This is a genomic window from Neobacillus sp. PVCKKU3 (assembly GCF_058323225.1).
The window spans coordinates 66,786-92,388 of the sequence record NZ_JBLVQN010000018.1; the positions used below are offsets into that span (position 1 = coordinate 66,786).

Consider the following 25,603-nt stretch of genomic DNA (forward strand, 5'->3'; position numbering starts at 1 on the left):
CACCTTCTGTCCAAGGCTATTTCCTTAATTATAATTGCAATTTTTGGCATTACGAGTCTTCAATCATGGAGATTTTATGAAGGAATATTGATCTAACGACTGTATTAAATAGCAAGAAGGTATAGCCTAAATTTATATTATAATAAAGGTATCTTTGGGACTTTTTTGAAAAGGTGTGAGGGCTTTGGAAGAGGCACTATTACATGGCGATATCATAAACATAGAAGCTAAGAGAAAAGAGCTTGAATCTGAAAATTTTAGTAGAGACGATATAATAAGCAAGCTAAATGATCAATACCGGGCACTTTCGAAGAAAAGAGCATTTACCTGCCGTTGCTGCAATGAATCCGTCAATATGAATTTAACAAAAGAAGAAGGCTGGCCTTTCTACTTTAAACATTATGATGGAAAAAAGTGCTCCTATTCAGAAAACAGTAAAACCTATGAAAAACAAATGTCCTTGCAACAAGATAAGAAAAAGAAAGACATTGGCTTAACTGTCTTTAGAGAGATATTAGAAGGGCAGCTAAAACCCATTGGGGCAGAAATTGAACGGGGATATTTTTATAAAAAGAAGCTTTCGTTTATTCCGGACTTTATTGTCCGTTTTCTACATTCTAAGGAACGCTGGGCCATTGATTATTACACCTCAATCACACAAGGCAGCTATGCCCAAAACATTGAAAAACGGTTAGCAGCCTATAATAAGGAAGGTTTTAAAGCATTTTCTTTTATTGACGATGCCTGGCTGGCAATTGATCCTGAAACCAGCAAGGGGACGCTGCTTACACCTGAGATGCAGGTCACAAGGAAGAGTCAAGAAGATGAAGTGTGGGACCATGCATTAAACCATGACCTGCCATTGGATCTTCAGACTATCATATCTGAGGTTACTGACCTTCCGTTTCCCGTGGAAACTAGGAGTATTGCTTATGTCGACACTGCATCAAGCAGTTGTAAAATCATTAGGTTTGCCATAATCAATCGAAATAACAGCAATGTAACCTTTTTAAAACTATCAGAACCGACAATTCCGTTGGAAAGGGCATTAACTTTAAATGCTAGGCAGGACGACTTCCTCCTGCATCTTGATCATGAAGAAGAACTAAGACTAGCATTTCTCAATGAAATAATGGACAAGCAGCAACAAGCAGAACGTGAAGAAATGGCTAAAAGAGAGGCTTTGGAAAAACTAAAGCGGGAAGAAGAGGAAAAGCTAGCGGTTGAAAACTTTTTAAGATTAGAAGCACTGGAACGTGCTGAATCTGTTAAAAAGAATAAACAAATAGATGATGAACAAATAGAGCAGGAAATGGCTCGACGTGCAGAGGAAGCAAGGAAGCGGCCAATTGATATGACGCCCGAACAATGGGAATGGCGCAGAAAAACAGGAAGAATATATACATCAAGAGAACCTGGGGCCGTTCGGCGTTCATCTAATCAGGCAGAAAGCGTATATACAAAACAACAAAGAGAGAAATTTTTAGAGAAGTTACTGACACACCCAATCAGGGGAGACCAATTCATCGATGGCCCGCCATCAAAATGGCGTGCGTTTATATTGAAATGGATGAATACTCATCAAGAGGAAGACAATTTAGTAGTTTCCATGAGGGGGCTATTAAGTGACATGAAGGCTGGTGAGATTACCTTTAACCAGATAGATTCCCATGTTCAGCATCCAGTGAGGGAATTTTTGATGTTTTACCAAAATGGACTGAAGAGAGAGATGAAAAAAAGGGTAAATATTATCTTTCTAGATTGAATTAACAGGTAGGTGCATGGGGACGGTTCTAGAACACTTGTTGTGGAGTATTATGAGAGGATTAAGTGGAAGGGGACTCTATATTGGGAGATTACCAAAAGCTATTAGAATTCATACCTTACTTTGAAAACAACGAAATAGAATTCTGCCTATAGAATTCTGGCTATCCACAATATGATGAGAAGTTAAATGAATTTATTGACACCGTCTATAGCACAGATTTATTAAAAAAAGACTACCTCGAATACTTGGAGGAAAGTGTAAAAGACCGAAACTTACCTGCTGCGATTCCAACCGCTGATTTGGAATTATTAAAAGCGATATTAACCTATTATGTTCGTCAAGAACGTTTCTGTGATGGAACATGGGCAACAGCGGCAAAAGACAAAGTGTTTCTACGGATTCTTTATCGATTAAGAGAGAGTGATGGAGGTACTTCGATGAAAGCCATAATAAATGGGAATACACTTGAGCTCGTACTTGGAGATATTACCAAAAGAAATACAGAAGCAATTGTAAATGCTGCAAACGGTTCGCTTTTAGGGGGCGGCGGTGTTGATGGGGCCATCCACCGGGCAGCAGGGCCAGAGTTATTGCAAGAGTGCAAAAAGATTCGTTATGAGGTATTAAACGGAAATAATCTGCCTACCGGTGAAGCTGTTATTACCAAGGGGTACAACCTGCAGGCAAAATATGTGATCCACACGGTTGGGCCGGTATGGAGAGGAAATACGAACAACGAAGAAGAGTATTTAGCCAACTGCTTCCAAAACTCGCTGAAGCTAGCTTCGGAAAAAAACCTTAAAAGCATTTCATTTCCTTCTATTTCTACAGGGATTTTTCGTTTTCCAATTGAATTGGCAGCTGGCCATTGCTCTTAGAACCATCATCGAATTTTTGAAAACGAACCAGTTAGGTGAGATTGCCATGGTTTTATTCTCTAAGGATGATTTTGAGGTATATGAATCTTCCTTAAAAAGAATTTTGGCGGAAAAGTAGCAAAAGGTCAGTTTGATTTAGGCAAAACAGTAAATCTGTTAGTAATGGGTTTTGCCTTATTCAAATGAAGTAATACTAGTAGATAAAATCAGAAAGGATGGCAAAATGTCAGAAATGAAAGATGAAATCATTTTAAGAGGGCTTAAAGAACATAATTTAAAAAATATAGATTTAAACATACCAAAAGAAAAAATCATCGTATTTACCGGTCTTTCAGGCTCAGGAAAGAGCTCAGTCGTCTTTGATACATTGGCAACGGAAAGCCGAAGACAAATGACTTTGAACTATCCTCTTTATGTGAGAAATCAAATGCCGAGGTACGAAAGACCTCACGCCGATCTGATGCAAAACTTAAGCCCGGTTATCGTAGTAGAACAAAGGCAAATAGGGGGCAATTCTCGCTCAACAGTTGGCACCTATATGGATATAAATCCATTAATTAGACTGTTGTTCTCGAGAATAGGAAATCCGCCAATAGGGTCTGCCAACGATTTTTCGAGCCAAAGTTCCTTTGGCAGATGTCCTGAATGTGGCGGATTTGGGGAGGTCATTGCGCCCGACCTAAATAAGATGATTGATTTTGATAAGTCACTTCGAGAGTATGCAGTGCAATTTAAACCATTATCGCCTTCAGGCTGGCAAGGTCATTGGATGATGACCTGCGGATTATTTGATCCGGATAAACCGATAAAGGACTACTCAGAAGAAGATCTCCACCTGTTTTTATATGGTCCACGAGAAGGTGAAAGAGCCTATGCGCCGTTTCATACAAAAAATGGACCCCATAACGCAGAATGGGATGGGTTATTGCCTAGATTTACGCGCGTTTATATCAATAGAGACATCTCAAAACTAAAACAAGTATCCCAAGATGACATTTTAGCCGTCTCAACACATTCATTATGCCCAACCTGCCAAGGTTCAGGTTTAAACCCAAAGGTATTAGAGTGTAGAATAAATGGCCTAAATATCGCAGAATACGATCAATTAGAGCTTCCAGAAATACTGGAAGAACTAAAGAACATAAAAGATCCTATGGGAGAATCAATAGCCCGACAAGCAATCCCGCATGTAAAACAACTAGTCGACATGGGACTAGGATATTTGAGTCTATCAAGAAAAATGGGCACCCTGTCTGCTGGCGAAGCTCAAAGGGTAAAAATCGCCCGTCATTTGGGAAGCAGTCTTAACAATATCACCTACATTTTCGACGAACCAAGTGCAGGACTCCATCCAGAAGAAGTGGATATGTTAATACAGATGCTTAAAAGGCTAAAAGACCAACATAATACTGTCATCGTAATCGAACATAATCTATCAGTCATAAAAGTAGCGGATGAAATAATAGAGATGGGGCCGGGAGCAGGTGTCAATGGAGGGGAAGTTGTCTATCAAGGAAAATTGGAAGGGCTAAAAAACTCTCCGACCGCCGCAGCCCTAACCCACAAGCTAAAAATAAATAAATATCCAAGGGATATAAAAAGTTATTTTTCAATAAAAAGAGCAAGTAATAATAACTTGAAAAATATAAGCGTAGATATTCCTAAAAATGTTTTAGTCTGTATAAGTGGAGTATCTGGTTCAGGTAAAAGCTCCCTCATGTTGGAAGCCTTCACGAAAAAGTATCCGGGAACCATCATGGTAGAACAAGGCGGTATAGGAATCTCCAGCCGTTCGACCCTGGCTACATATATGGGAATAATGGACGATATTCGCACCATATTTTCAAAAGAAACCGGACAGCCAGCAGGTTTGTTCAGCTTTAACTCTTTAGGAGCATGTCCTATCTGCAAAGGAAAAGGAGTCCTAACGCCAGAAGTGGCATTTGCAGATCCGGTGACAATCCCTTGCGAAGCGTGCGCCGGAACGAGATATTCAGACGAGGCACTTTCATATCGATATCGAGATAAAAATATAGTAGAGATTTTAGATTTAACAATAGACGAGGCTATTAAATATTTTGAAATACCAAAAATCATAAAAAGAGTGCAAACGCTAAAAGATGTAGGATTAGGGTATCTGACCTTAGGGCAGACGACAAGTTCCCTAAGCGGAGGAGAAATCCAACGTCTAAAACTTGCAAGCCACTTACAAAAAGAAGGACAAATCTACCTATTAGACGAGCCATCCTTAGGACTACACACGGAAGATAATGAAAAACTCCTAGACGTATTTCAAAAACTCGTAAACAGAGGAAATTCTGTCATCATAATCGAACACAATCAAAACTTTATAGCGGCGAGTGACTGGGTAATCGAATTGGGTCCAGGCGGAGGAAAACAAGGCGGACAAATTATATTCGAAGGCACACCGGAAGAGATGTTACATGCAGAAACATTGACAGCGAAATGGTTAAAGGATGGAGTTAGAAAGCATTCAGGACAGGCGGTATGGTGATACTATAGAGTGCGAGAGGTACTAGGAGTATTGAAAAAGAAATTTAAAGAAAGGCAACTCACAGTGCGTTGCCTTTTTTCGTTTCTTGTACCGGCTGCAAAGCTGTATTGAATATGGACGGTGTCATCATAAAACTGTCTGAAGGAGGTTAATCAAAATCTACTGATTGTTCCCAATAGTATATTGAAAGGTTATAATGGTTATATATTCCAACAAAAGAGAGAACATCTGACACTGAAAACGTAAAAGGCAACTTATCCACTGCGGACGTTGCCCCTTTAGGTCTTAACTTATTTTACATATCGCATCAAGGTTTCAGGATCAAAGCCAAGGACCCAGTGGCCATTGACCTTTGTCTGCGGTACGCCCATCTGTCCGGTTTCCTGGAACAGCTTTTGGGCGGCGATAGGATCTGACTGTACATTCACTTCTTTGTAGGTTAATCCCTGAGCCTCAAGGAATTGTTTCATCATTGTACAGTACGGTCAAGTATTGGTCGAATAAACAGTGATATCGTTCATTGTGTATACCTCCTTATTTTTTTCATACCCCGTTATAAGGTATATTATTAGATTTTCCCGGTAATGGTAATTTAATCAACCGTGTTGTACCAAAAAAATTTAACACCTGGGTGTTGCCTTCTTATGTTTCTTGTTTTACTAATTTTAATTAGCAGTCATCTAACAAAAAAGGAGAGGAAGCAGTTGGAATCGTTAGGTAGATTAAGCTCGTTATTAAAAAGATTTGTAGAAAATGGTCCTGCAGGCTGTGCTTTATCGGTCATGCATAATGGCGAAGTTGTGTTTGAAGATTATGTTGGCAATATGGACCAGGAAACGAAAAAGCCAATTGCACCCGACACCATTTATCGAATTTATTCAAACTCAAAAGTGATTACCTGCGTGGCTGCTTTAATGTTATATGAGCGCGGTCTTTTTTTGCTAAATGATCCGCTTGAAGAGTATTTGCCAGAATTTAAACATCCTCAAGTCTATCAAACTGGCAAAGATAATGAGCTTGAAATAGTACCTGCCACAAGGTCTATCACCATTAAAGACTTATTTATGATGACTTCTGGGCTGACATACGCAGGAAACCAGTTTGAAACGGAACGCCAAGTGGCCAAGAGGTTAGAGACAGATGCTGAACGCGAGGATTGGAATGTACGAAGCTTGTCAAAAGCCCTTGCATCCATTCCACTCGCATTTGACCCGGGGACCCGTTGGCATTATGGATTTAGCCATGATATTCTTGGCGCCCTGATTGAAGTGTTGTCCGGTAAAACCTTTGGTCAATTTTTAAAGGATGAAATCTTTGAGCCGCTTGGAATGAAGGACACATTCTTCAAGATTCCTGAAGAGAAGAAGCACCGGCTTTGCAGCTTATATGACCGCAGCGAAGAAGGCCAGTTAATCAAAAATACCAGCATGGATGGACGATACCAGCCGGGTACTCTAATTGAAAGCGGAGGAGGGGGGCTACTGTCTACACTGGAGGATTATAGCCGCTTCGGGCATATGCTGGCGAATGGAGGAGAGCTGGATGGTGTCCGCATTTTAGGGCGGAAAACCATTGAGCTTATGTCTACCAACCATCTATCACCAGAACTTTTGCAGCATTATAATTGGGATGCTCTGAAAGGTTATGGATATGGCCTTGGTGTTCGCACGATGATCAATCCAGCCGCCGGTGGCAGCAATAGCTCGTTAGGCGAATTTGGATGGATGGGCAGGGCCGGTACATGGCTAATGGTCGATATGAAAGAAAATTTATCAGCTGTTTACATGCAGCAAATGGTTCCGAACTTTGAAGCAGTTCACCACCCAAGGCTGCGGAATGTTATATATGGTGCGGTTTAGTTAAAGTACGCTGTTAACTCCTGCATTTTGAAAATGGATATTTTGGCGGTTTTTAAACATGAATATTTCATAAACAACCAGAATACTATTTTGGAAGGATTAAAACGGTAAGTAAAAGAGGGTGGGGGAAATACATGGGATCCTTTGGAAATTACTATCGTATTTTAGACGTGCCCTATGATGCAACTTTTACTGAAATTAAAGAAGCTTATCGAAAAAAAGTAAAAGAGGTACACCCAGATACAGAAAAAGGGAATGCTGAACAGTTTAAACGAGTCAAAGAAGCATATGAAATTCTTAATAACGCTGAAAAAAGAAAGAAGTATGATAATCTCCTTTTTTACGTCACACATAAACCAAAACAGGAAGCTCATGGTTCCATAAAAATACTAAACATGCGGAAAAGCCGAAAACAGAGCACCCTTTCATCTGTAATCATGAATACGGCTATTATTTTAATTGGAATTCTAGGTAATGTGTATTTAGATAAAAAGAAATAGAAAAAATATACGGTTAGTTTGAATGCCTGTCACATCCCCCCATTTCGCCGAATTCTTCGGCACGGGGCGTGACAGGCATTGTTTTAATTCTGAAATTAATTCTATCACCTTGTAGCTTATTTCGTATAAATGTCATAGATTGATAACATTGTATTTCATCTCATTTATATATAATGAATTTAAACAAATTTGTGGAGGTATTTCTATATGCTGGAACAAGACTTGACAGGCAAAAGGATCGTTATTACCGGAGCAAATAGCGGGATTGGCTTGGAGGCCGCTAAGGTTCTCGTTCAAAAAGGTGCTGAGGTTATTCTGGCAGTTCGTAACGATCAAAAGGGGGCGATTGCCAAAGAAACGATACTAAGTGGGAATCCAAAAGGTTCGGTTTTGGTGATGGGGCTCAATTTGGCGGATTTAAGCAGTGTTAGGGAATTTACGCAAAGTTATCGCAGCCGTTTTGACACATTGGATATTCTAATCAATAACGCCGGTGTGATGGTTCCGCCATACCAAAAAACGAAAGACGGCTTTGAGATGCAATTCGGCACCAACCACTTAGGCCATTTTGCTTTAACTGGATTATTGCTGCCGTTACTAAAGAAGACGCCTCATTCTCGCGTCGTGACACTGAGCAGTATTGCCCACAGAGGCGCACGCATCTTTTTTGACAACTTGGACGGCGCCAAGGGCTACAAGGCGATGAAATTTTACGGACAAAGCAAGCTTGCTAATTTGTTGTTTGCCAAAGAATTGGATCATCGGTTAAAGCAATATGGAATGGCGACAAAAAGTATAGCGTGTCACCCAGGCATTTCCTCCACAAACCTGTTCAAAATAGGGAATAAAGATGCTCCTCGATATGTAAAGGCTTTAATGAAGCTATTTCTACAGCCAGCTGAAAAGGGAGCACTTCCAACACTCTATGCTGCAACAGAAACGAGCTTAAATGGAGGGGAATACATAGGTCCAGATGGAAGGGGTAACCGAAAAGGGAACCCTGCGATTGAAACCCCTCGATCAGGTGTATATAATCCGGAAACCATGAAAAAATTATGGGATGTTTCGGAGAAGTTAACGGGAGTGACTTACAATTTTAGTATAGGGCCCCGGGTGTTATAAAAGGCTCATAACACCTGAACAGTTTGAAAAGCTAGAGCTCCTGTCGTTATAAAAGGCTCATAACGACCGAACAGTTCGAAAAGCTAGAACCCCGGTCGTTATGAAAGGCTTATAACGACCGAACAGCGAGGAAAGGCAGAGTTTCGGTCGTTATAAAAGGCTTCATAACATCCGAAATGCATGGAAAGGCAGAACCCCGGTCGTTATGAAGGGCTCATAACACCCGAAATGCATGGAAAGGCAGAACCCCGGTCGTTATGAAAGGCTCATAACACCCGAAAGGCATGGAAAGACAGAACCCCGGTCGTTATGAAAGGCTCATAACACCCGAAAGGCATGGAAAGACAGAACCCCGGTCGTTATAAAAGGCTCATAACACCCGAATGGCGAGGAAAGTCAGAGTCCTAGTCGTTATGAAAGGCTTAAAACACCCGAATAGTGAGGATAGGCAGAGCCCCAAAAGGAATTTCATCAAAAGAGCTTGTCAGTGAATAAAGGAGAAATAAGATCAAATGCAGAAATAAGAATCTATCTACCAAATTTTATTTAAGAGGAAAGTTATGAAAAAGCTCCAGTTCGATTTTAACGATTACTCCGTTTTATTTAATAATGAAAAAATACTATTACTACCTAAAGAATACCACCTTCTTAAATGTTTATATGAAAATAGGAGTCAAACACTATCCAGGCAAATCTTACTAGATAAGGTTTGGGCAATGGAGAATCCTACAGACCGGACGATTGACGATCATGTGTACCGTTTACGAAAAAAGTTAGCTTTTTTAGATGATATTTTAATAGAAACGGTTCGAGGCATTGGGTATCGATTAACCATGAAACAAAATCAGCAAGATAATCCCCTCTATCATGATAAAGAGTTTAGAGAAAGTATGGATGTCTTATATAATAAATACATTCTTTACGGGCAAGCAAACGGGTTAAAAACCATTGTGATGCAGCATGAAGCATTAGATATTCCCATTGAAGTACATAAGAAAATATACCTTCATTTTGTACAGGGAGATTTTCAATGGTTTGTGACCAACTTGGATATTCCTCTTTCGCAAAAACTGTTCTATCTCCTGCATATTTATTGGATGATCCAATTTAATATTGATAAAACTTATGCATATGTTCAAAAGGCACTCCGATTAAAAATGGTTCCATTCCAACAACAGCAGGAGTTAGAAGAATTGGGCATAATCGGCATAAACATCGATAAGGGTAACTTTGAAAATGCTAAAAAGAGGATCAATTTAGTACGTTCACAAATTGATCAGGGTGCCGTTCATGAAAGTATAGTAACGTACCTAAAGATTCAAGAGATGAAAACTGAATTGTTAACAAGAAATTTTCATTCCGTTGAAACCCATATGGCAGAAGGTGATCAACTCTTTGAAAAATATCCTTATTTGCGGGAAAAGGGGAGGTATCTAATGTTAAAGGGGTTTATCAAATGGATGAAAGGAGATGGGAAAGAGGCCCTTCAACAAATGGATGAAGGGTTCATGATCTTATTGTCTTCTAAGTTTGTTCCCCATATCATAAATGGAGTAAGAGATATCATTTTACTAAGCAATCATTTAACCATCGATCTTCCGCACGATTATAAAAATAAATGGGAAAGTTTCTCCGAACAGTATGATTTTCCAACATTAACAGTAAAGATTGAACAATTATTAAATAAATCCATCTGATATTCCTCTGACATTTCCTTGCTATCCTTTTCTTACCTGAAAATTAAAGGTAAGAAAGGGATGTTTTTTTTGAAAAAATCACAAACATTTTCCTTATTAAAACGAAAAAATTTTTTATTGTTATTTTCCGTTCAGGTATTTTCAAGCTTTGGAAATTGGCTTGATTTACTTGCGGTTAATGCCCTCATTTCCTTTCAGTGGGGATTAGACTTACGGGCGAACGCTGCGTCTGTCATCGTCATGTTTCTCCCGTATATTGTCATTGGGCCATTGTCATCAGTTTGGATTGACCGATGGGATCAAAAGAAGGTCATGATGTTTTCTACTTTGTTTCGTGTCATGGTGATTGTTGGTTTCTTTGTTGCACCTAACATATGGGTCTTGCTTGCTCTTATTTTCCTGAAATCATCCTTGGCTTCTGTTTTTGAACCAGCCCGACAATCTTCTACTCGAAAAGTAGTTCCTGATGAGTATATGGCAGAAGCTTCGTCCCTTAGCCAGATTGTGCTGAATGTAACCAAGATTGTTGCCCCCTTAATGGGTGGAGGGCTGCTGGTTATGACAAAACCACAAATGATATTTTTGATAGAAGGAATCATGTATGGTATGGCACTAATGTTGATTTTCAAATTTCCACCCTTAGAAAAGGAGGAACAAGACAATTCTTCTGCCAAAGCTTCCTACTGGGTGGAGTTTAAAGAAGGCTTTTCGCTTATTCGATCTAATAGACTTTTATTATCAGCTATTTCGATTACATCCATTTCCATGTTTATCATCTTTCTTTATGATAGTTTTTTTGCTCCTTTATCCTTGTCATTGGGGCTAGATAAAACAGGTTATGGATTAATCAGCAGTGCACTTGGAGTGGGTTCTGTCACGGGATCTTTCTTATGCGGCACCTATACTAATTGGAGAAAAAATCCACTGAGGTTTATGTCCATAGGCAGGATCATATCTGGAGTATTCATGCTTTTAGTTGGATGGGGCTGCTATGGTCTTGCTCATGGGAACCTTCTATTTTGGATGATGGTTTTTGCCATGATTGGTTGTGTTGGAACGGCTCTATTTGTTCCATATGGTTTTATTTTAACGACTGAAACACCAGCGAATATGCTAGGGAGAGTTAGTGCTTTTTCAACAGCCGTTCAAAGTGCATCAAGTCTTCTTGCCCCAGTAATAGGATCGCTCCTTGGGAAATGGCTTGGCTTAGCTAGTGTATTTACCGTTTCTGCCGTTACTTTTATCTTATTAGGAAGCGTTTCTTTGTTTGTTACAATCAATAAGAAAAGTTATGAAAAGAAAAATTTAGAAGTTTAAGTGCCTGTCACCTCCCGTATTTTGTCGATTTCGTCGGCACTATTCGGGGCGTGACAGGCACTTTTTTCTTCGCAACGCTTTTAATTCTTAGTTAAGAATGATTTTTTATATAATTGAGAACTTTTTGTGTACCCCAACTGGATAAATAAGGTAAAATTAAGAAGTACATAATTTTCAGATGGGAGTGTGGGAGAGAATTGATTTTTTTAAGAAAAAGGAGAAATTTGTTCGCTAAGTTGACAACGCTGATTCTACTATTTTCATTACTATCTCCGGTGTCCAAAGGAATAGCAGCAGGTGACGTTACACCTCCAAAGTTAGCTAGTATTTCGTTATCCGGAACTAGTGCTACTCAAGGCGAATCCATCACGCTTAGTGCAGAAATACTCGAAGAGGAATCAGGGGTGGATGTAGCGTATGCCTATTATGATGGCCCAACCGGTTATTCAAAGACTGTTTATTTAAGTTTTAACCCTGAAACGACAAAATATGAGGGGTCGTTCGATGTGTCCACGTATGATGGTGCAGGCGTATGGGAACTTTCATCCATCTATTTGAGGGACAAACAGGGGAACAAATATAGTATTTATTACAGAGAGACACCGTATCAGGGATCAACCTATGAATATAGGAATCTATCACAATACAATATTGAAGTGTATGGTACTTTAGTCGATAATACAGCACCAAGACTAGGTGATTTATCTCTTTCTTCAACAAGGGTTGCTGGCGGAGAGTCCATAACAGTGTCAGCAGATATCATCGAAGAAGGTTCTGGGGTGGAATATGTACACCTAAGTTTTGTACCACCAAATGGGGATAGCGAAGGTGGCAAAGGTATTGAGTTAACCTATAACCAAGAAACCGGTAAATATGAAGGCACATTTTATGCCGACCCATATGATGTTCCTGGAATTTGGTCGATTGGCACAATCCAAATGGGGGATAAGCTCTATAACCATTATTACTATCGAAATGGGGAGACACCGTCTCAAGATAGTTACTACGAAGTAAAAGATTTTAGTGCTTATAATATTGAGATCTATGGAACGGTAGGTGACGTTACCCCGCCGAAATTAAACGGATTTTCCGTTTCAAAAACAACCATCATGCAGGGTGAACAGGTACAGCTATCGGCAGACATTGTTGACGATCTCTCAGGGGTTGACCATGTCTATGTTTCGTATAGTTTTCCTGTCGGCTATGATACTAAAGACGTAGAATTAACCTACAATGCGGAGACTTTAAAATACGAAGGAACATTTGGGACAAGCCCCGATGATCCAGCGGGCACCTGGCCGCTCTATTCTATTGAAACCGTTGATAAAAAGGGCAATTTTTACACGTACTATAATAGCAAGGAAGATTCCGAAGGCAGTACTTTTAAACATAGGGATCTATCTCAATACAACATCCTTGTGAATGCGCCCGATACCACTAAACCTGAGACATCGCTGAATGTCCAGGGCCAAACAGGAACGAATGGCTGGTATGGGTCGGGCGTGACGGTTTCACTCACTGCTGCCGATGATGATACAGGAATCGAAAAAACGCTTTACCGAATCAATGGAGGAGAATGGCAGCCATACGCTGTGCCGTTTAGTCTCTCGGTTGACGGCACAACGGTCGTTGAATATAAGAGTATCGACAAGGCCGGTAATGAAGAGGTTGTAAAATCAGCAACCATCAACATTGATACACAAAAACCGGAGACAAAAATCGGTGATATTCCTTCCTATCCGGTAAAAGTAGATGTGCCGCTGTCCTTTCTTGCACAAGATGGAACGTCCGGTATAGCACGGACAGAGTACAGAGTGAATGGAGGAAATTGGATAACCTATCAGGCTCCAACGTATGTCCGAACGGAAGGTACAAACACCGTTGAATATCGCAGCATCGATATGGCAGGCAATGTGGAAGATGTAAAAAGAGTGGAGTTCGTCATTGATAAATCAGGTCCTTCCACTACCACTTCCACGCTAGGGACTGTCTGGTACAACAGTGATGTAGAAGTTAGCCTGACTGCAACTGATTCTATTTCAGGTGTAGCAAAGACCGAATACAGGCTAAATGGAGGGAGTTGGACTGCCTACAGTAGTCCGGTGAGGATCAGCGGGGAGGGTATAAATACCCTTGAGTATAGAAGTATCGATAAGGCCGGCAATGTGGAAGCAACTAAGCAAGTCCAAGTGAAAGTAGATAAAACGGCCCCGACGACCACAACTTCGGTGAGGGATGGCTGGTATAACAGCGACACGACTGTAAGCCTTGTAAGCAGTGACTCCTTTTCTGGTGTAGCCAAAACTGAATATAGGCTCAATGGCGGTGCATGGGCAACGTATACAGGCAGCATCGTTGTTTCAACGGAAGGAATCAATACACTGGAATACCGCAGTGTGGATGTTGCAGGCAATACGGAAGAGATAAAGACAGTCCAAGTGAAAATTGATAAAACCAAGCCAGTGTTGAATGTTACGTTCAATCCGTCAGTCATGATTGGCAACACCGGAAAGCTTATAAATGTGAAGGCTGCTGTGGATGCCAGTGATGCAGTATCAGGTATTGCTTCGTTTGAGCTCGTATCGATCACAAGCAGTCAGCCCGATGTGGTGAAAGGCGGGAAAATTCCTGAACCGGATATTCAGGGCGCGGAATATGGAACGGCGGATACCGACTTTTATTTGAGGAATGAAATAAGCGGTTCGGACCGAATCTATACCATCACCTATAAAGCATTCGACAGCGCAGGAAACTCAATAGTTACATCATCAACTATATTGGTGAAAAAGAAATAGAAGAGCAGTTCCGGGTTTAATAAACAAGTTTAATTTATGACGGTAGAGGTTGAAGGGAGAAGTGTACAGCACTTCTCTCTTTATTTTTATCCATTAAATTTGGGTGGTGACAGGCGGTATGAAACCCACTTTTAATAAAAATAATAATTTTACAAATAATGTACTTAAGGTGTAGACATTTCACCGAGGAGTATTAATTTGTATGTGAATAAAATGTCAGCTGGAAAGGAGGTGTGCTTCATGAATACCCTGCAAAGAATTGCCTTAGCATTAACCATCATTGGGGCTATAAATTGGGGATTAATTGGTTTCTTTCAATTTGATTTGGTTGCAGCAATATTTGGCGGACAAGACTCTTTCCTATCAAGAATTATTTACAGTCTAGTTGGTCTAAGCGGGTTAGTTTGTTTAACTCTCTTGTTTAAGCGATGGGAAGCGACGGATGCCAGCAAAGAAGTGAACCGGAGTAACTATAGTGGACAACCAAATTATGGAACGGAATTTGGTGAGGAAACGGACGTACCTGACCTTAGAAAAACTGCCAGGGAAAAGGAATAAAAAAGAAAATGAAGAAAGCCATGGACGCATGGCTTTCTTCATTTTCTTTTTGACCAGATTTCCTCAACTAAAAGGCTGTTAGCATGGTTAGAGAATTCTAGCTTATTACAGCCGTCGGCACCATTCGGGTGGTGATAGGCACTTTTTTTACCATTCTTTTGGCTCATAATGAAGTTCGTTAAATAATTGAGTACGTTCTTTCTTGGATAAATCTCTCCACTGGCCAATAGGGAGGTTCCCTAAATGGATATTCATGATTCGTATTCGTTGCAGTCGACAAACCTGGTATCCCAAGGCAGAACACATACGGCGAATCTGCCGGTTTAACCCCTGTGTCAAAATGATTTTAAAAACATATTTAGAAAGCTGTTCTACTTTACAAGGCAGCGTTTTTGTATCAAGTATTTCTACACCTGCTGCCATTCTTTTTAAAAACTCTGGAGTGATGGGCTTGTCTACTGTCACGATATATTCCTTTTCATGCTTATGTTCAGCCCTTAGTATTTCATTGACAATATCTCCGTCATTAGTCAGGAGGATCAGACCCTCTGAATCCTTATCCAGTCTTCCGATATGAAATATTCTTAATGGATGGTTGACTAAATCAATAATATTTCCTTTAATATGTCGTTCTGTCGTACTAGTAATGCCAACAGGTTTATTTAGGGCGATATAAACGTAATTTTTAGCCACTTTGACCGGATTTCCTCCAATTCGAACATCATCGCCTGGTTCGACTTGGCTTCCTAATGTGGCAACTTTTCCGTTAATGGTCACTTTTCCTTCACTAATCAATTTATCTGCACCGCGTCTAGATGTTTTTCCAGACTCGGAAATATATTTATTTAATCGCAGGTTAGACACATCCTTAAAGGGAGATTGTGCTTTAAGAATACCCAACCAATGTCGTATTTTCAAGCACATATTAAATCTCATTTAGAAGAAAGAGGAGAAACGTATAAATAAGTAAATGAGTTTTTTTAAGTAGAATTAATGAAGTGCCCAACACCAAATAAAATAAGTGACAGGCACTTTTATTTACTTTATGGGGGACTGACCTAATTTTTAATATTTAAAATGCTGAACGAAATGAAAAAAACCAATGAGGATTCTCGGTGAGAGTTGGCGGGTAACTGGGGTACTAACATATATAGAAAACAACATGATTAAAGATGCTTGTAGACATCACCGCGGCTATCGATGTCTTGAATGAAAATCAGAAGTATTTCATTTACTATCTGAAAAATGATTCTAAATTTTCCTATCCTTACCCTATAGGTATCTTCATACCCAGCCAATCTAATAATTCCAGGGTATGAATATGGATTTTCTGATAAAGCGTGAATCACATTAATAATTCGGTTTCTTGTTACTTTATCACTTTTATCAAGGAATTTTTTCGAGCTTTTAGATAATTGAAGTTGATATCTACTCATTTCCTAAAAACTCCTTACGCAAATCCTCTATTGAGTAAGAATGTGTTTCTCCATTTTCATACTCCTTACGTGCTTCCTTAATCGCTTCAACTTCATCCTCAGTCGGTGCCTCTTCGGGAATGGTGAGAAGTTTAATCCATTTTACCAACTCTGATAATTTTTCATCCGGGACTTTATCAATTAATTTATAAACATCTTCTCGTCTGATTGCCATTTGATCATCTCCTTTGATTTAAATTATATCGTATCCTTTAAAGGTTTAACATATTTCTACATTAAATATTCTTAATCAAGATTAGTAAAGAAAGGTAGTGCCAGGCACTCTTATTTAAATGATACTTAGTTAGTTAATAGTGAACAACATTAGTCCAGAATCGATCCTAACTTCGTAGTATCAGTCCATTTATTGGTCCAGGATCGGTCCAAATTCTCGTAGTATCGGACCATTTATCAGCTCATGTTGTTCACTAGCTGGGAGAGGCTTTAACATAATATGGGATTTGAAGAAGGATACCAGGCCTTTATGAATGCTCGCTTGCAGGCAAGAACCTGAGAACGGTTGATGCTTATACGAAGAAGACAATCATGTTGTTTTTGAAGGAGTAGGGTGGCGTTTAGTTTACCATTTCCGATATATCTGATAAATAGACGGAAAAATTCCGCTTACTTTCTAAATAGCTTTGAAAATAGCATACATAGACGGAGAGATTCCGCCTATTGACACGAAAAATGCGAAAATAGGAGATTTTGCTTTGCATAGTCGGAAAATCTCCCCTTATTTTCCCCGAAACGAGCTCCATTTTGCATTTAGTCGGAAAAACTCCGCTTATTTTACTTTTGGTTACTTAATTAAGGACAAAACCTCTTATTTAATTGGAATGAAGATAAAAACATCATGATGATTATAAAAAAACACATTGAATTCCCTAATTCAATGTGTTTTTCAGGCTCTCTATTATTATTTAGGCGTAACAGCTATAAATTCGTCAATCGTTTCAGGGGTATTTTTACCTTCTTTTCCTTGGAAAAGGTCGATATTAACGGTCACATCCATACAGCCAAGGTATTTTCCATTTTCATCACGTACAGCCATGAATTTTTGGTAAATTTGGCCGGTTTCACCCGTGCGTTTTGGGAACCAAAATTCCCATTCATCGCGTGTACCCGAACGGAAATCATTCAACAATTTTTCAACGTGGTGAGCCACTTTTGGGTGAAGCTCAAGTACAGGGCGACCAATCGCTTCTTTACGGCGACCATGCACGCGGTTTGGATTATTTGAATACCAACGGAAAATATCGTTGGCATCGCAAAAGCCCATTTCAAATGGCAAAAGGTTGATGATTGAATCCAAAGTGCTTGCTTTAATCGCACCAGTTTCAAAGTTAATCACAGCTTCAGGACTAATTAATTCAGACAACTTTTCTTTAGACATTTAAAAAACCTCCTATATATGATCTTCTGATTATGAGAAGAATAAAATAGTACAATTATTAGTGAGAAAAAAATCGGGCTCTTCTGGGTAATTGTTTCCTAACTTCATTAATAATGATAGCATTAATAATGATTGCCAATTGTGATGTATCTCACAAAAGTTGTTTTTTATAATAATTGTGAATGAGAGACTGAAAGGACCATCACCAAATTAAAATGCGATCCTATTCGTATGTTCAAATGTCAGTTATTATTGTTCAAATAATGTTAGTGTATAGGTTGCGAATTTTTGTAAAGATATACTGCTAGGTGCAGCTTACGATAAGTAAATAAGGTCTTTTAGGGAAATGGAACAACACCAATCCATAATAGGACTGGTGTTTTGCCAGGCACTCTTTTTTATCTTATTAGGCAGCATTTCTTTGTTTATAACGATTAATAAGAAAAGTTATGAAAAGGAAAGTTTAGTGAAGGAACCAGCATAATAAAAGCAAGGGTTAAGCTATTTTTTTCAGCCGGCTAAAAAGGGAACACATCCACCCCTCTATGTTTGCAACAGAAACGAGCTTAAATGGAGGGGAATACATAGGTCCAGATGGAAGGGGTAACGGAAAAGGGAACCCAGCGAATGAATTCCCTCAATCAGGTGTATATAATTCGGAAAACCATAAAATGAAATATAAGCGGGGCAGCCCCATTAAGGACATAATCCCACGTAAAATTTTCAAAGATTACTATTTAACAACAGTAAAAGCCGAATATCAAGTGGCATAAAAACATCTTACCCGTATAGACCGACTAAACCGACCATGGTATTCAACATGATATGGATTGCGATGGGGACAGATAATCGGTTTGTATAATAATAGGATGTAGATAGAACAATGGATGTCCAAAACCGCTGAGGTAACCCCGTCAGTGTCATGTGCCATCCGGCAAAGAGTAAAGAGGTCAACACAATGCTTACTATAGGATGAAATTTTTTATGAAAATAGCGCTGAATAGTTCCTCTGAAGATCACTTCCTCCAAAACCGGTCCGAGGATGGCCTGAACAAGAAGCAGCAGAGGAATTGACTTTAGAAGGTTTTCACTGTCAGGGCCTGCTGCATTTTGAATATGAAAAACATTTGTTAACAATACCATAATCATCTTTTGACCTATAAACATTAAAATGAATCCGCCTATCACTGCTAGCAGGGACTTCATTAACGAAGCCTTTTTCGTCTCCACCCCTTTTTTTAGTTCATCCCTTAAAAGAATCAAAGTAATGAGCAACAAAACAGGAATGACAGTCAGGAGCAATGCGGCTCTCTGGTGGATGTCAAAGGTAAAAAACAACTTTGTGATATCAAGTACGATATATACCCCGAAATAAACCAATAGAGAAAGAATTACATTATTATTAATTATATATTTTCCTGCATGTTCTTTAGTAACTTGTCTCATTCTATTACCTCATTAAAATTGGCGTAATAAATGCTTCGATTGCAGCTGAAAGTACCACCAAGGGCACACATACAACCAAAAACGTCATAAGGTTGGCTTTTACTTGCTGCCAGATTAAAATTTCACTTTTTCTATTAAAAATTTTCTTTGTAATCGTGTGGCTTAAGTAAATCGACATACTTACCACTATGAGAAACTCAGTAAATTCAGTTATTCCATTTGGAAGAATACTGGTGCAAAATACCCAAAAAGGATTTTCTTCATCCATTTTGGCATTCGCAAGAACAACGCCGATTATTGCAATAGATGGTAAGCCAATCAACGTGACAAAATAAAAAGGGATCAACCCGCTTATCAGTACGATCAGAGAGACTTTTAGGTTATTTTGCAAAATAAAAAGAAAGGAACTATTTTGACTTTTCATCTTTTCATGTATAGCCTGTTCGCCGCCAAGACTATCCACGACCCCCTCCATAAACTGGTCAATGGTTTCTTGTCCGATGGCCATCATGGTAAAATAAGTTCCCAAAATGACAATAAAAGCTAGTCCTGCATAATAAAAAAGTATCTTTTTGTAGGTCTGAGTAAATTTCACAAATTCATTTTTTGCAAGATACATATTCACTTTCCTTTCATTTATTGAACAAATCTAAGGCATAAACGTCTTTTTAAGTACTGTAAATTATAAATTGCTGGCTATTGAAAGAATATTACAACATACAACCATTGCATTGTTTTTATAGTATTCTTTGTGTTGCGTTGCCGCTAAATTTAATTCGCATATTTCCATCAGGTTTAAGATTTTAATAGAAAAAAGAATTGCTTCATATTTATACCATTTTATAAAATTTTTGGCGATATTAACCTGATTTTTCTGCTGAAAACGCAGGTGCTATTAAAATTACGAAATCAAAGTGAAAAATTGTAACCTGGAAACGGAAGGGTGTTTAGAGGTATTCTAAGGCAAGTGCCTGTCACGGCTTCATCTAACGGAAAAAACTTCGCTTATTTTACTTTCGCTGGTTGCTTAATTAAGGACAACAATTCTTATTTAAAGAGAAGTGTTTTTGAAATACAAGAGAACCCCATTTTGATACATCACGATGAACCGTACCATAGTAAATAAGGTAATTTAATTCCGGTTATGATAATCTTAAGAGATATTAAAAGAGGAAGTGAATGTAGTGATAAATATAACCATTCCAAAACCAAGTGTTACCATTACCAAACAGAATAATCCTGAGTTAAGTAATATTTATGGGTTTACTGATTTTCATCTTATCCCTAGAGATAAGGGTGGTATTTTTATGTTCTATAATAGTAACCAAGAGTTATTATTCGTTGGTAAAGCAAGGAAGTTGAGACCAAGAATTAAAAGGCATTTTGAGGATAATGTATCCCCAATCAAAATGCATAGAGATGAAGTCACTAAAATTGAAGTTTGTGTGATTGAAGAACCTGTCCATAGAGAAATATACGAAACGTATATTATTAATGAACTCAAGTCGAAGTACAATATAGACAAGGTGTTTTTTAGGTAAAACTATATCAAGAGAGGCGATAGGTCATACCTATTGCCTTTTATTATTTGAGAAATCGAAGGATGTGAACAATTGGATTGTAAACACGAAAAACTAACGACCTATATATATACTTACGCCTGTTATGAGGATGAACGTTCATTGTGTGCTTTGGAAATGCGCTCCTTATTTGGGGAGGAGTCACAAACAAACATCTTGGAAAGCCATGTGAAAATGGACCCAAGTCGGAGTCCGTTTATTAAGGAACGACTTGCTGTCATTTATGAGGGGCAAAGTCTTCAACAGCTCATCGAACAAGTAGCAGCCCTGAAAGTAACTGGGGAAACGTTTAAAGTGTATTATGTAAAAAATGGCGGGCAGGTAAAAAATGTAGAGAAAGGCATGGAATACCGCCGGGCCATTGAGAAGGAAATCGGATTACATATTAATGGTGAGGCTGATCTTCATCATCCGAAGAGAATATTTGGCGTTATGAATATAAACGGAAGATGGGTATTCGGGGATTATATGAAAAGTGAGTCTGTTTGGTTTCGGCATCAACAGAAACCGCATAGTTATTCCACCGCGCTTAACACACGTGTGGCAAGAGCGATTGTGAATATTGCCATTCCAGACCCAAGTGGAATCAAGGCCATTGACCCTTGCTGTGGGATTGGGACCGTACTAGTAGAGGCCTTATCGATGGGGATTGATATAGTTGGGAGCGATCGAAATCCTCTTATTCTTGGTGGAGCTAGAGAGAATATCGCACATTTTGGGCTTTCTGGAGAAGTGAAATTGGCAGATATCCGCAATGTCACAAAACAATATGATGTAGCGATTATCGATTTACCTTACAATTTGTGTTCTGTTATCTCTCCTGAAGAGCAGCTCGAAATGCTTCAAAGTGCGCGTAGGATTGCTAAGAGGGTCGTACTCGTTACGGTTGAATTAATCGATGAAATCCTCATAAATGCGGGATTTGACATGATTGACCGCGCTGTTGTTAAAAAAGGTTCATTTACTCGTGAAGTAATTGTTTGTAAATAAGTCTTTAATCATTTATAAAATGGTTGCCCCAAATGTGAGGACAACCTGTTTTTTTAGGCAAGTGCCTGTCACTACCCGCAATTTTGTCAAATTCTCCTCGACAAGATTCGGGTGGTGGGCACTTTTTTAATCAACTGGTATTTCTTGTGTGAATGTTGGCTGTTTTCTCTCTTTTTCTTTTTTACGTTTTACCTTTACTTCCCCAGACTCTTTACTGTAGTATTTCCCCTTCGTATACACAGCTATTGCAACAGTGAGGAATGACGCAAGTATGGCTGCAAAGAAAGTGGCTGTATTTTGTAGGAACGTTCCCATGTACCCTAATGCAGCAATCGTTCCAAAAACACTTGAGATAATTAATGGTGCAACCCCAACTGGATTCCATTTATATAATTTTTCCTGTCTCGCTTCATATTCTTTCGGTCCAATTTTCAACAACTTCTTCACGACTAATGCATCTGTAACTAAAATAGCAGCCCAGGCCATTAAGAGAACTCCTTGGAATGTCATGGCACTACCTAAATAATCTAATATACCGCCAAGCATGAGCGCAATCGATACGATGGCTGAGACAACAACCCAAAAGTGACGATTAGGTTTGAAATGGAATACATTCTCGAAAAAATTGGACAATGACAGGGAAGCACTATAAATATTTGTAACGTTAATACGTAATTGTGTTAATAACGTAAAAGCGACTCCACCTAGTCCAAGAATGGTGACAATATAAACTCCTGGATTCGATTCAGCTAACCGGACACCAAACCATATTCCAAGTAAGCCCATGACACCAAAACAGAAAATTTGCGGAATAAATCCAATCATAATGGATCCAAGTTTAATATCTTTTGGTTTAAGGAACCGCGCATAATCTGACGCAATTAAGGCGGTTAATCCCATAATCCCGTGCTGCATCCCGATACATAGAAGTAAACCTGTTCCACCTATCTGTAACCCTTTTGGCAAATAGGTCCAAAAGTGACCATCAAATTGAGACGGTAAATTGGCTGCAACAATGATGATGGCAATTAAAAATAGAAAGAAGATCGGTAATGACCATTTTTGTAATTTATCTAATTGTTTAATACCAAACCAATTTAGCGGGATGACAATGGATCCAAAAACGATAATTAAAAGCCATAGTGGAATAGCGGGGAAAAATGCATGTACTGCGGAAACGAGAATCATACCTTCAAAGGCGCAATACATAATGAAATTTGATGCGTATATCAATGAAGTTAACGAAGCACCAATGTACCCAAACCCTTGCCTAGACATGAGGTTTACATTCATTCCTGACTTCGCGGATAAATAGGCAATCACTGTACCTAAGACCCCAGCAATTACGATGGCATAAATCGCTGAAATAATAGCATTCATTGCACCATACTGAAGGGCCATAACACTGCCTGTTTGAAAATAAAAAATCGCAGTGGCAATACCAAACGTTATGTTGGTTACGCTAAACCAACCCATATTCCGTTTTCCTGCCGGAACCTTATCAAATGAATAATCGTCTTTTTCTTCTTCTTGGAGACCTTTAGTTTGATCTACACTCATGCAATCATCCTTTCATGATGCTCCTAACATCCTACCTCCTTCTAGCATTTTATTTTCACATTCAATCTAGACCCCTACAAGATTGAATGCTTGTTTTAGAGGGTAATAGAATGTGTTTTTTTGAGCAAATTTTTATTTTAGAAAAAGTAAATATATCCGATTTCGCAGACTGCGTTTGTCTGCAACAATAATATTATATACACAATCAGTTTACATAATCAAGTGTAAAGGGGGAAAAGGACTTAATAAGTCCTTTGAAAATAAGGGTTTTACCTCAAGTTAATACGTTAGACTCATACGTTCCTCTGAATAAAAATGCAATAGTCATAAAGCCTCGATTTTGGGTGCCCATTTTGTGCTCCGTTAAGAAGGTATTGTCACAAAATATTCACCTTTCTATTAAAACCACCCTATCCGTTTTTCTCACCAAACCCTAAAAAGAGAAGTGTAACAATGCCGTCCATCAATAATTGAATTAATCAATTCTAAAAGTAAAAACTATTTATTAAGGAGGATAATTAATGAAATACAAAGCAGAGAAAACTATCGAAATTTCATCCTGGATAATTGTGTCATTATTATTAATAATATTGACACCAAAAAATAAAATTCGTGAATCACTAGTTGTATTTTTATTTAAACAAGTACTAACATGGATTTTTGGATTACTAGTGGCAGAAAAAAACTTAATTTCCTATCCATATCGCTTATTTTTCATAAAAGCAAATAAAGCATCTTTTTCATTTGAATACTTTATATATCCTGGACTGTGCGCTTTATTTAGTTTGTACTATCCAAAAAATAAATCTAACCTTTTAAAAATCCTGCATTGCTTTATTAGTACTTCTGTAATAGTCATCTTTGAAATAATTGCAGTGAAATATACAAAATTAATTAAATATAAAAAATGGACTTGGTATTGGAGTTTTATAACAATTTGGATAACTGATTACTTAACACAAGCTTTTCACAACTGGTTTTTTAAAACTAAGTTTCATGAATAAAAAGGGCAGTTAGACTGCCCGACTGCCCCTTGTATTAAGTTAGGTGCACGATATCAGTCAAGTGCAATAAAAGAAGCCTATTATTCATTTATATCTAATCCAGATAAATTTAAAGAAAGTTCATCTAATACTGAAAATACACAACCAAAAACGGTTCTGTAATCGATAAAATTCCCTTTAACTTCAACATTTATCTCAATAATATTCCTTTTATTATGTATGTAATTTTCTTCAAATTGATTAAAATTAATACTTGTAATAGATACACTAATTTCCTCTAAGGATTTTTTTAGCTCTCTTTCAAATATTGAATTATTGAAGTTTTCGCTAAAGAAAATACGAATAGTAAATTTCATTTTCAAATCCTCCGTCTACCATTAACCTGCCCCGTTAAAGAAAATAGCCTTTCTTTTTTATTGGAAGCAAAGTATCAAAATTTTAAGTACTTCTCACCCTCCTTTTTGCTTCCTAGACGTATCTGTGTTAACGGTACCGCTCTTCTTTAAATGGATTTGCTGTCATCGAATAGCCAAGCTCTTCCCAAAAACCAGCTTCGTCTTCTTTCATAAACTCAATCCCCGAAACCCACTTTGAACCTTTCCATAAATAAAATACTTCTGGTGGAATAAACCTTAGTGGATAACCATGTTTTGAATCAATATCTTGCCAATCATGACTTTTATCCTTCCAACGGTATACAAACAAAGAATCGTCCCCTAATAAAGGCTCTAGCGGCAGGTTTGCAGAATAACCAAATCTGTCCCCATTGTAGTAACCGTAAATTTTAATGTATTTTACACCTTCATTAATTTCAACAAATTTCAATAACTCTCTAAGTGCAATTCCTTCAAAAGTGGTATCAAACTTAGACCAGGTGGTAACACAATGCATGTTAACGCTTGATATGGTCTTTGGAAGTTCCATGATTTCCTTATAGGATAAGGACTTTTCTTCCTTCACCTCACCAAAAAGTCTGAAATTCCATGTGATTTCATTAAACTCGGGAACATCCCCTGTGTGCAGTATTGGCCATTTTTCTGTTTCGAATTGGCCAGGTGGAAGCTGCTTTATCATTTACACCATCCCTTTTTCTTCTTAAACGTTAATTAAATCACTGTGCTTAGTATAGTGTGCTTCAAAATA

25 protein-coding genes and 1 pseudogene are annotated in these 25,603 nt (G+C 38.4%); 16 read left to right on the forward strand and 10 right to left on the reverse strand.

Going from position 1 to position 25,603, the window contains the following annotated elements:
- Positions 1-184 precede the first annotated feature (184 nt).
- The 5 genes and pseudogenes from ACNQGS_RS13855 to ACNQGS_RS13875 all read left to right on the forward strand — a co-directional run bounded on the left by ACNQGS_RS13855 (position 185) and on the right by ACNQGS_RS13875 (position 5,161).
- Positions 185-1,765 carry a hypothetical protein gene (locus tag ACNQGS_RS13855; RefSeq protein WP_491487817.1) on the forward strand — a complete coding sequence of 527 codons (1,581 nt, stop codon included), beginning with the start codon at positions 185-187 and terminating at the stop codon, positions 1,763-1,765.
- Positions 1,766-1,938: 173 nt separating this feature from the next.
- Positions 1,939-2,175, forward strand: a pseudogene (locus ACNQGS_RS13860) (DUF6508 domain-containing protein); the annotation flags it as partial.
- 30 nt (positions 2,176-2,205) lie between these two features.
- Positions 2,206-2,646, forward strand: a complete 441-nt coding sequence (locus ACNQGS_RS13865) for a macro domain-containing protein (protein WP_491487863.1) — start codon at positions 2,206-2,208, stop codon at positions 2,644-2,646.
- Entirely contained in the window at positions 2,618-2,764 is a 147-nt protein-coding gene (locus ACNQGS_RS13870; RefSeq protein ID WP_491487818.1) for a hypothetical protein, read from the forward strand. Before ACNQGS_RS13865 ends, ACNQGS_RS13870 begins: the two co-directional genes overlap by 29 nt.
- Positions 2,765-2,869: 105 nt before the next feature.
- Positions 2,870-5,161 carry an ATP-binding cassette domain-containing protein gene (locus ACNQGS_RS13875; RefSeq protein WP_491487819.1) on the forward strand — a complete coding sequence of 764 codons (2,292 nt, stop codon included), beginning with the start codon at positions 2,870-2,872 and terminating at the stop codon, positions 5,159-5,161.
- A gap of 290 nt (positions 5,162-5,451) precedes the next feature.
- Here ACNQGS_RS13875 and ACNQGS_RS13880 read toward each other — a convergent pair whose 3' ends face one another.
- Positions 5,452-5,634 (reverse strand): glutaredoxin family protein, encoded by a 183-nt coding sequence (locus tag ACNQGS_RS13880; RefSeq protein ID WP_423800713.1) that lies wholly within the window; start codon positions 5,632-5,634, stop codon positions 5,452-5,454.
- 231 nt (positions 5,635-5,865) lie between these two features.
- Between ACNQGS_RS13880 and ACNQGS_RS13885 the strand changes: the two genes are divergently transcribed.
- The 7 genes from ACNQGS_RS13885 to ACNQGS_RS13915 all read left to right on the forward strand — a co-directional run bounded on the left by ACNQGS_RS13885 (position 5,866) and on the right by ACNQGS_RS13915 (position 15,009).
- Positions 5,866-7,020 (forward strand): serine hydrolase domain-containing protein, encoded by a 1,155-nt coding sequence (locus ACNQGS_RS13885; RefSeq protein ID WP_491487820.1) that lies wholly within the window; start codon positions 5,866-5,868, stop codon positions 7,018-7,020.
- Positions 7,021-7,154: 134 nt separating this feature from the next.
- Positions 7,155-7,520, forward strand: coding sequence for a J domain-containing protein (locus ACNQGS_RS13890; protein ID WP_491487821.1), 366 nt, complete (start codon positions 7,155-7,157; stop codon positions 7,518-7,520).
- 207 nt (positions 7,521-7,727) lie between these two features.
- Positions 7,728-8,642 (forward strand): oxidoreductase, encoded by a 915-nt coding sequence (locus tag ACNQGS_RS13895; RefSeq protein WP_491487822.1) that lies wholly within the window; start codon positions 7,728-7,730, stop codon positions 8,640-8,642.
- A 560-nt stretch (positions 8,643-9,202) separates the two neighbouring features.
- Positions 9,203-10,339, forward strand: coding sequence for a winged helix-turn-helix domain-containing protein (locus ACNQGS_RS13900; RefSeq protein WP_491487823.1), 1,137 nt, complete (start codon positions 9,203-9,205; stop codon positions 10,337-10,339).
- Between the two features lie 69 nt (positions 10,340-10,408).
- Complete coding sequence (locus ACNQGS_RS13905) at positions 10,409-11,656, forward strand: MFS transporter (protein WP_491487824.1); 1,248 nt, start codon at positions 10,409-10,411, stop codon at positions 11,654-11,656.
- A gap of 236 nt (positions 11,657-11,892) precedes the next feature.
- Positions 11,893-14,451: an OmpL47-type beta-barrel domain-containing protein gene (locus ACNQGS_RS13910; RefSeq protein WP_491487825.1), complete on the forward strand. Its 2,559-nt coding sequence runs from the start codon at positions 11,893-11,895 to the stop codon at positions 14,449-14,451.
- 240 nt (positions 14,452-14,691) lie between these two features.
- Positions 14,692-15,009 (forward strand): DUF378 domain-containing protein, encoded by a 318-nt coding sequence (locus ACNQGS_RS13915; RefSeq protein ID WP_491487826.1) that lies wholly within the window; start codon positions 14,692-14,694, stop codon positions 15,007-15,009.
- Between the two features lie 147 nt (positions 15,010-15,156).
- On the opposite strand, the gene rluF is transcribed toward ACNQGS_RS13915, so the two are convergent.
- The 4 genes from rluF to ACNQGS_RS13935 all read right to left on the reverse strand — a co-directional run bounded on the left by rluF (position 15,157) and on the right by ACNQGS_RS13935 (position 17,880).
- On the reverse strand, positions 15,157-15,933 hold the full coding sequence (gene rluF, locus ACNQGS_RS13920; protein ID WP_491487827.1) for a 23S rRNA pseudouridine(2604) synthase RluF: 777 nt from the start codon (positions 15,931-15,933) through the stop codon (positions 15,157-15,159).
- A 242-nt stretch (positions 15,934-16,175) separates the two neighbouring features.
- Entirely contained in the window at positions 16,176-16,445 is a 270-nt protein-coding gene (locus ACNQGS_RS13925; RefSeq protein WP_491487828.1) for a type II toxin-antitoxin system RelE family toxin, read from the reverse strand.
- A complete protein-coding gene (locus ACNQGS_RS13930) occupies positions 16,438-16,659 on the reverse strand; it encodes a hypothetical protein (protein ID WP_491487829.1) in 222 nt (73 codons plus the stop codon). Before ACNQGS_RS13930 ends, ACNQGS_RS13925 begins: the two co-directional genes overlap by 8 nt.
- Positions 16,660-17,403: 744 nt before the next feature.
- Positions 17,404-17,880, reverse strand: a complete 477-nt coding sequence (locus ACNQGS_RS13935; RefSeq protein WP_491487830.1) for a PAS domain-containing protein — start codon at positions 17,878-17,880, stop codon at positions 17,404-17,406.
- A gap of 545 nt (positions 17,881-18,425) precedes the next feature.
- Here ACNQGS_RS13935 and ACNQGS_RS13940 point away from each other — a divergent pair.
- A complete protein-coding gene (locus ACNQGS_RS13940; protein ID WP_491487831.1) occupies positions 18,426-18,653 on the forward strand; it encodes a hypothetical protein in 228 nt (75 codons plus the stop codon).
- A gap of 7 nt (positions 18,654-18,660) precedes the next feature.
- Here ACNQGS_RS13940 and ACNQGS_RS13945 read toward each other — a convergent pair whose 3' ends face one another.
- Positions 18,661-19,326 (reverse strand): CPBP family intramembrane glutamic endopeptidase, encoded by a 666-nt coding sequence (locus ACNQGS_RS13945; protein WP_491487832.1) that lies wholly within the window; start codon positions 19,324-19,326, stop codon positions 18,661-18,663.
- Positions 19,327-19,330: 4 nt separating this feature from the next.
- Positions 19,331-19,945 carry a stage II sporulation protein M gene (locus ACNQGS_RS13950; protein WP_491487833.1) on the reverse strand — a complete coding sequence of 205 codons (615 nt, stop codon included), beginning with the start codon at positions 19,943-19,945 and terminating at the stop codon, positions 19,331-19,333.
- Positions 19,946-20,510: 565 nt separating this feature from the next.
- On the opposite strand from ACNQGS_RS13950, the gene ACNQGS_RS13955 reads away from it, so the two are divergent.
- Complete coding sequence (locus ACNQGS_RS13955; RefSeq protein ID WP_491487834.1) at positions 20,511-20,867, forward strand: nucleotide excision repair endonuclease; 357 nt, start codon at positions 20,511-20,513, stop codon at positions 20,865-20,867.
- A gap of 72 nt (positions 20,868-20,939) precedes the next feature.
- Positions 20,940-21,896 (forward strand): TRM11 family SAM-dependent methyltransferase, encoded by a 957-nt coding sequence (locus ACNQGS_RS13960; RefSeq protein ID WP_491487835.1) that lies wholly within the window; start codon positions 20,940-20,942, stop codon positions 21,894-21,896.
- A 126-nt stretch (positions 21,897-22,022) separates the two neighbouring features.
- Here the strand turns inward: ACNQGS_RS13960 and ACNQGS_RS13965 are convergent, their stop codons facing one another.
- Positions 22,023-23,456: a purine-cytosine permease family protein gene (locus ACNQGS_RS13965; RefSeq protein WP_491487836.1), complete on the reverse strand. Its 1,434-nt coding sequence runs from the start codon at positions 23,454-23,456 to the stop codon at positions 22,023-22,025.
- Between the two features lie 521 nt (positions 23,457-23,977).
- Here ACNQGS_RS13965 and ACNQGS_RS13970 point away from each other — a divergent pair.
- A complete protein-coding gene (locus ACNQGS_RS13970) occupies positions 23,978-24,460 on the forward strand; it encodes a CBO0543 family protein (protein WP_491487837.1) in 483 nt (160 codons plus the stop codon).
- A gap of 80 nt (positions 24,461-24,540) precedes the next feature.
- On the opposite strand, the gene ACNQGS_RS13975 is transcribed toward ACNQGS_RS13970, so the two are convergent.
- Positions 24,541-24,816: a hypothetical protein gene (locus ACNQGS_RS13975; protein WP_491487838.1), complete on the reverse strand. Its 276-nt coding sequence runs from the start codon at positions 24,814-24,816 to the stop codon at positions 24,541-24,543.
- Positions 24,817-24,943: 127 nt separating this feature from the next.
- Positions 24,944-25,534 carry a molybdopterin-dependent oxidoreductase gene (locus ACNQGS_RS13980; RefSeq protein WP_491487839.1) on the reverse strand — a complete coding sequence of 197 codons (591 nt, stop codon included), beginning with the start codon at positions 25,532-25,534 and terminating at the stop codon, positions 24,944-24,946.
- Positions 25,535-25,603: the final 69 nt, after the last annotated feature.

Bases quoted from the DNA above. Each gene is read 5' to 3' on its own strand.
- ACNQGS_RS13865 (WP_491487863.1), top strand. From the start codon at position 2,206: ATGAAAGCCATAATAAATGGGAATACACTTGAGCTCGTACTTGGAGAT.
- ACNQGS_RS13875 (WP_491487819.1), top strand. From the start codon at position 2,870: ATGTCAGAAATGAAAGATGAAATCATTTTAAGAGGGCTTAAAGAACAT.
- ACNQGS_RS13880 (WP_423800713.1), bottom strand. From the start codon at position 5,634: ATGATGAAACAATTCCTTGAGGCTCAGGGATTAACCTACAAAGAAGTG.
- ACNQGS_RS13890 (WP_491487821.1), top strand. From the start codon at position 7,155: ATGGGATCCTTTGGAAATTACTATCGTATTTTAGACGTGCCCTATGAT.
- ACNQGS_RS13895 (WP_491487822.1), top strand. From the start codon at position 7,728: ATGCTGGAACAAGACTTGACAGGCAAAAGGATCGTTATTACCGGAGCA.
- ACNQGS_RS13900 (WP_491487823.1), top strand. From the start codon at position 9,203: ATGAAAAAGCTCCAGTTCGATTTTAACGATTACTCCGTTTTATTTAAT.
- ACNQGS_RS13915 (WP_491487826.1), top strand. From the start codon at position 14,692: ATGAATACCCTGCAAAGAATTGCCTTAGCATTAACCATCATTGGGGCT.
- rluF (WP_491487827.1), bottom strand. From the start codon at position 15,933: ATGTGCTTGAAAATACGACATTGGTTGGGTATTCTTAAAGCACAATCT.
- ACNQGS_RS13925 (WP_491487828.1), bottom strand. From the start codon at position 16,445: ATGAGTAGATATCAACTTCAATTATCTAAAAGCTCGAAAAAATTCCTT.
- ACNQGS_RS13930 (WP_491487829.1), bottom strand. From the start codon at position 16,659: ATGGCAATCAGACGAGAAGATGTTTATAAATTAATTGATAAAGTCCCG.
- ACNQGS_RS13935 (WP_491487830.1), bottom strand. From the start codon at position 17,880: ATGTCTAAAGAAAAGTTGTCTGAATTAATTAGTCCTGAAGCTGTGATT.
- ACNQGS_RS13940 (WP_491487831.1), top strand. From the start codon at position 18,426: ATGTTTGCAACAGAAACGAGCTTAAATGGAGGGGAATACATAGGTCCA.
- ACNQGS_RS13945 (WP_491487832.1), bottom strand. From the start codon at position 19,326: ATGAGACAAGTTACTAAAGAACATGCAGGAAAATATATAATTAATAAT.
- ACNQGS_RS13950 (WP_491487833.1), bottom strand. From the start codon at position 19,945: ATGTATCTTGCAAAAAATGAATTTGTGAAATTTACTCAGACCTACAAA.
- ACNQGS_RS13965 (WP_491487836.1), bottom strand. From the start codon at position 23,456: ATGAGTGTAGATCAAACTAAAGGTCTCCAAGAAGAAGAAAAAGACGAT.
- ACNQGS_RS13970 (WP_491487837.1), top strand. From the start codon at position 23,978: ATGAAATACAAAGCAGAGAAAACTATCGAAATTTCATCCTGGATAATT.
- ACNQGS_RS13975 (WP_491487838.1), bottom strand. From the start codon at position 24,816: ATGAAATTTACTATTCGTATTTTCTTTAGCGAAAACTTCAATAATTCA.
- ACNQGS_RS13980 (WP_491487839.1), bottom strand. From the start codon at position 25,534: ATGATAAAGCAGCTTCCACCTGGCCAATTCGAAACAGAAAAATGGCCA.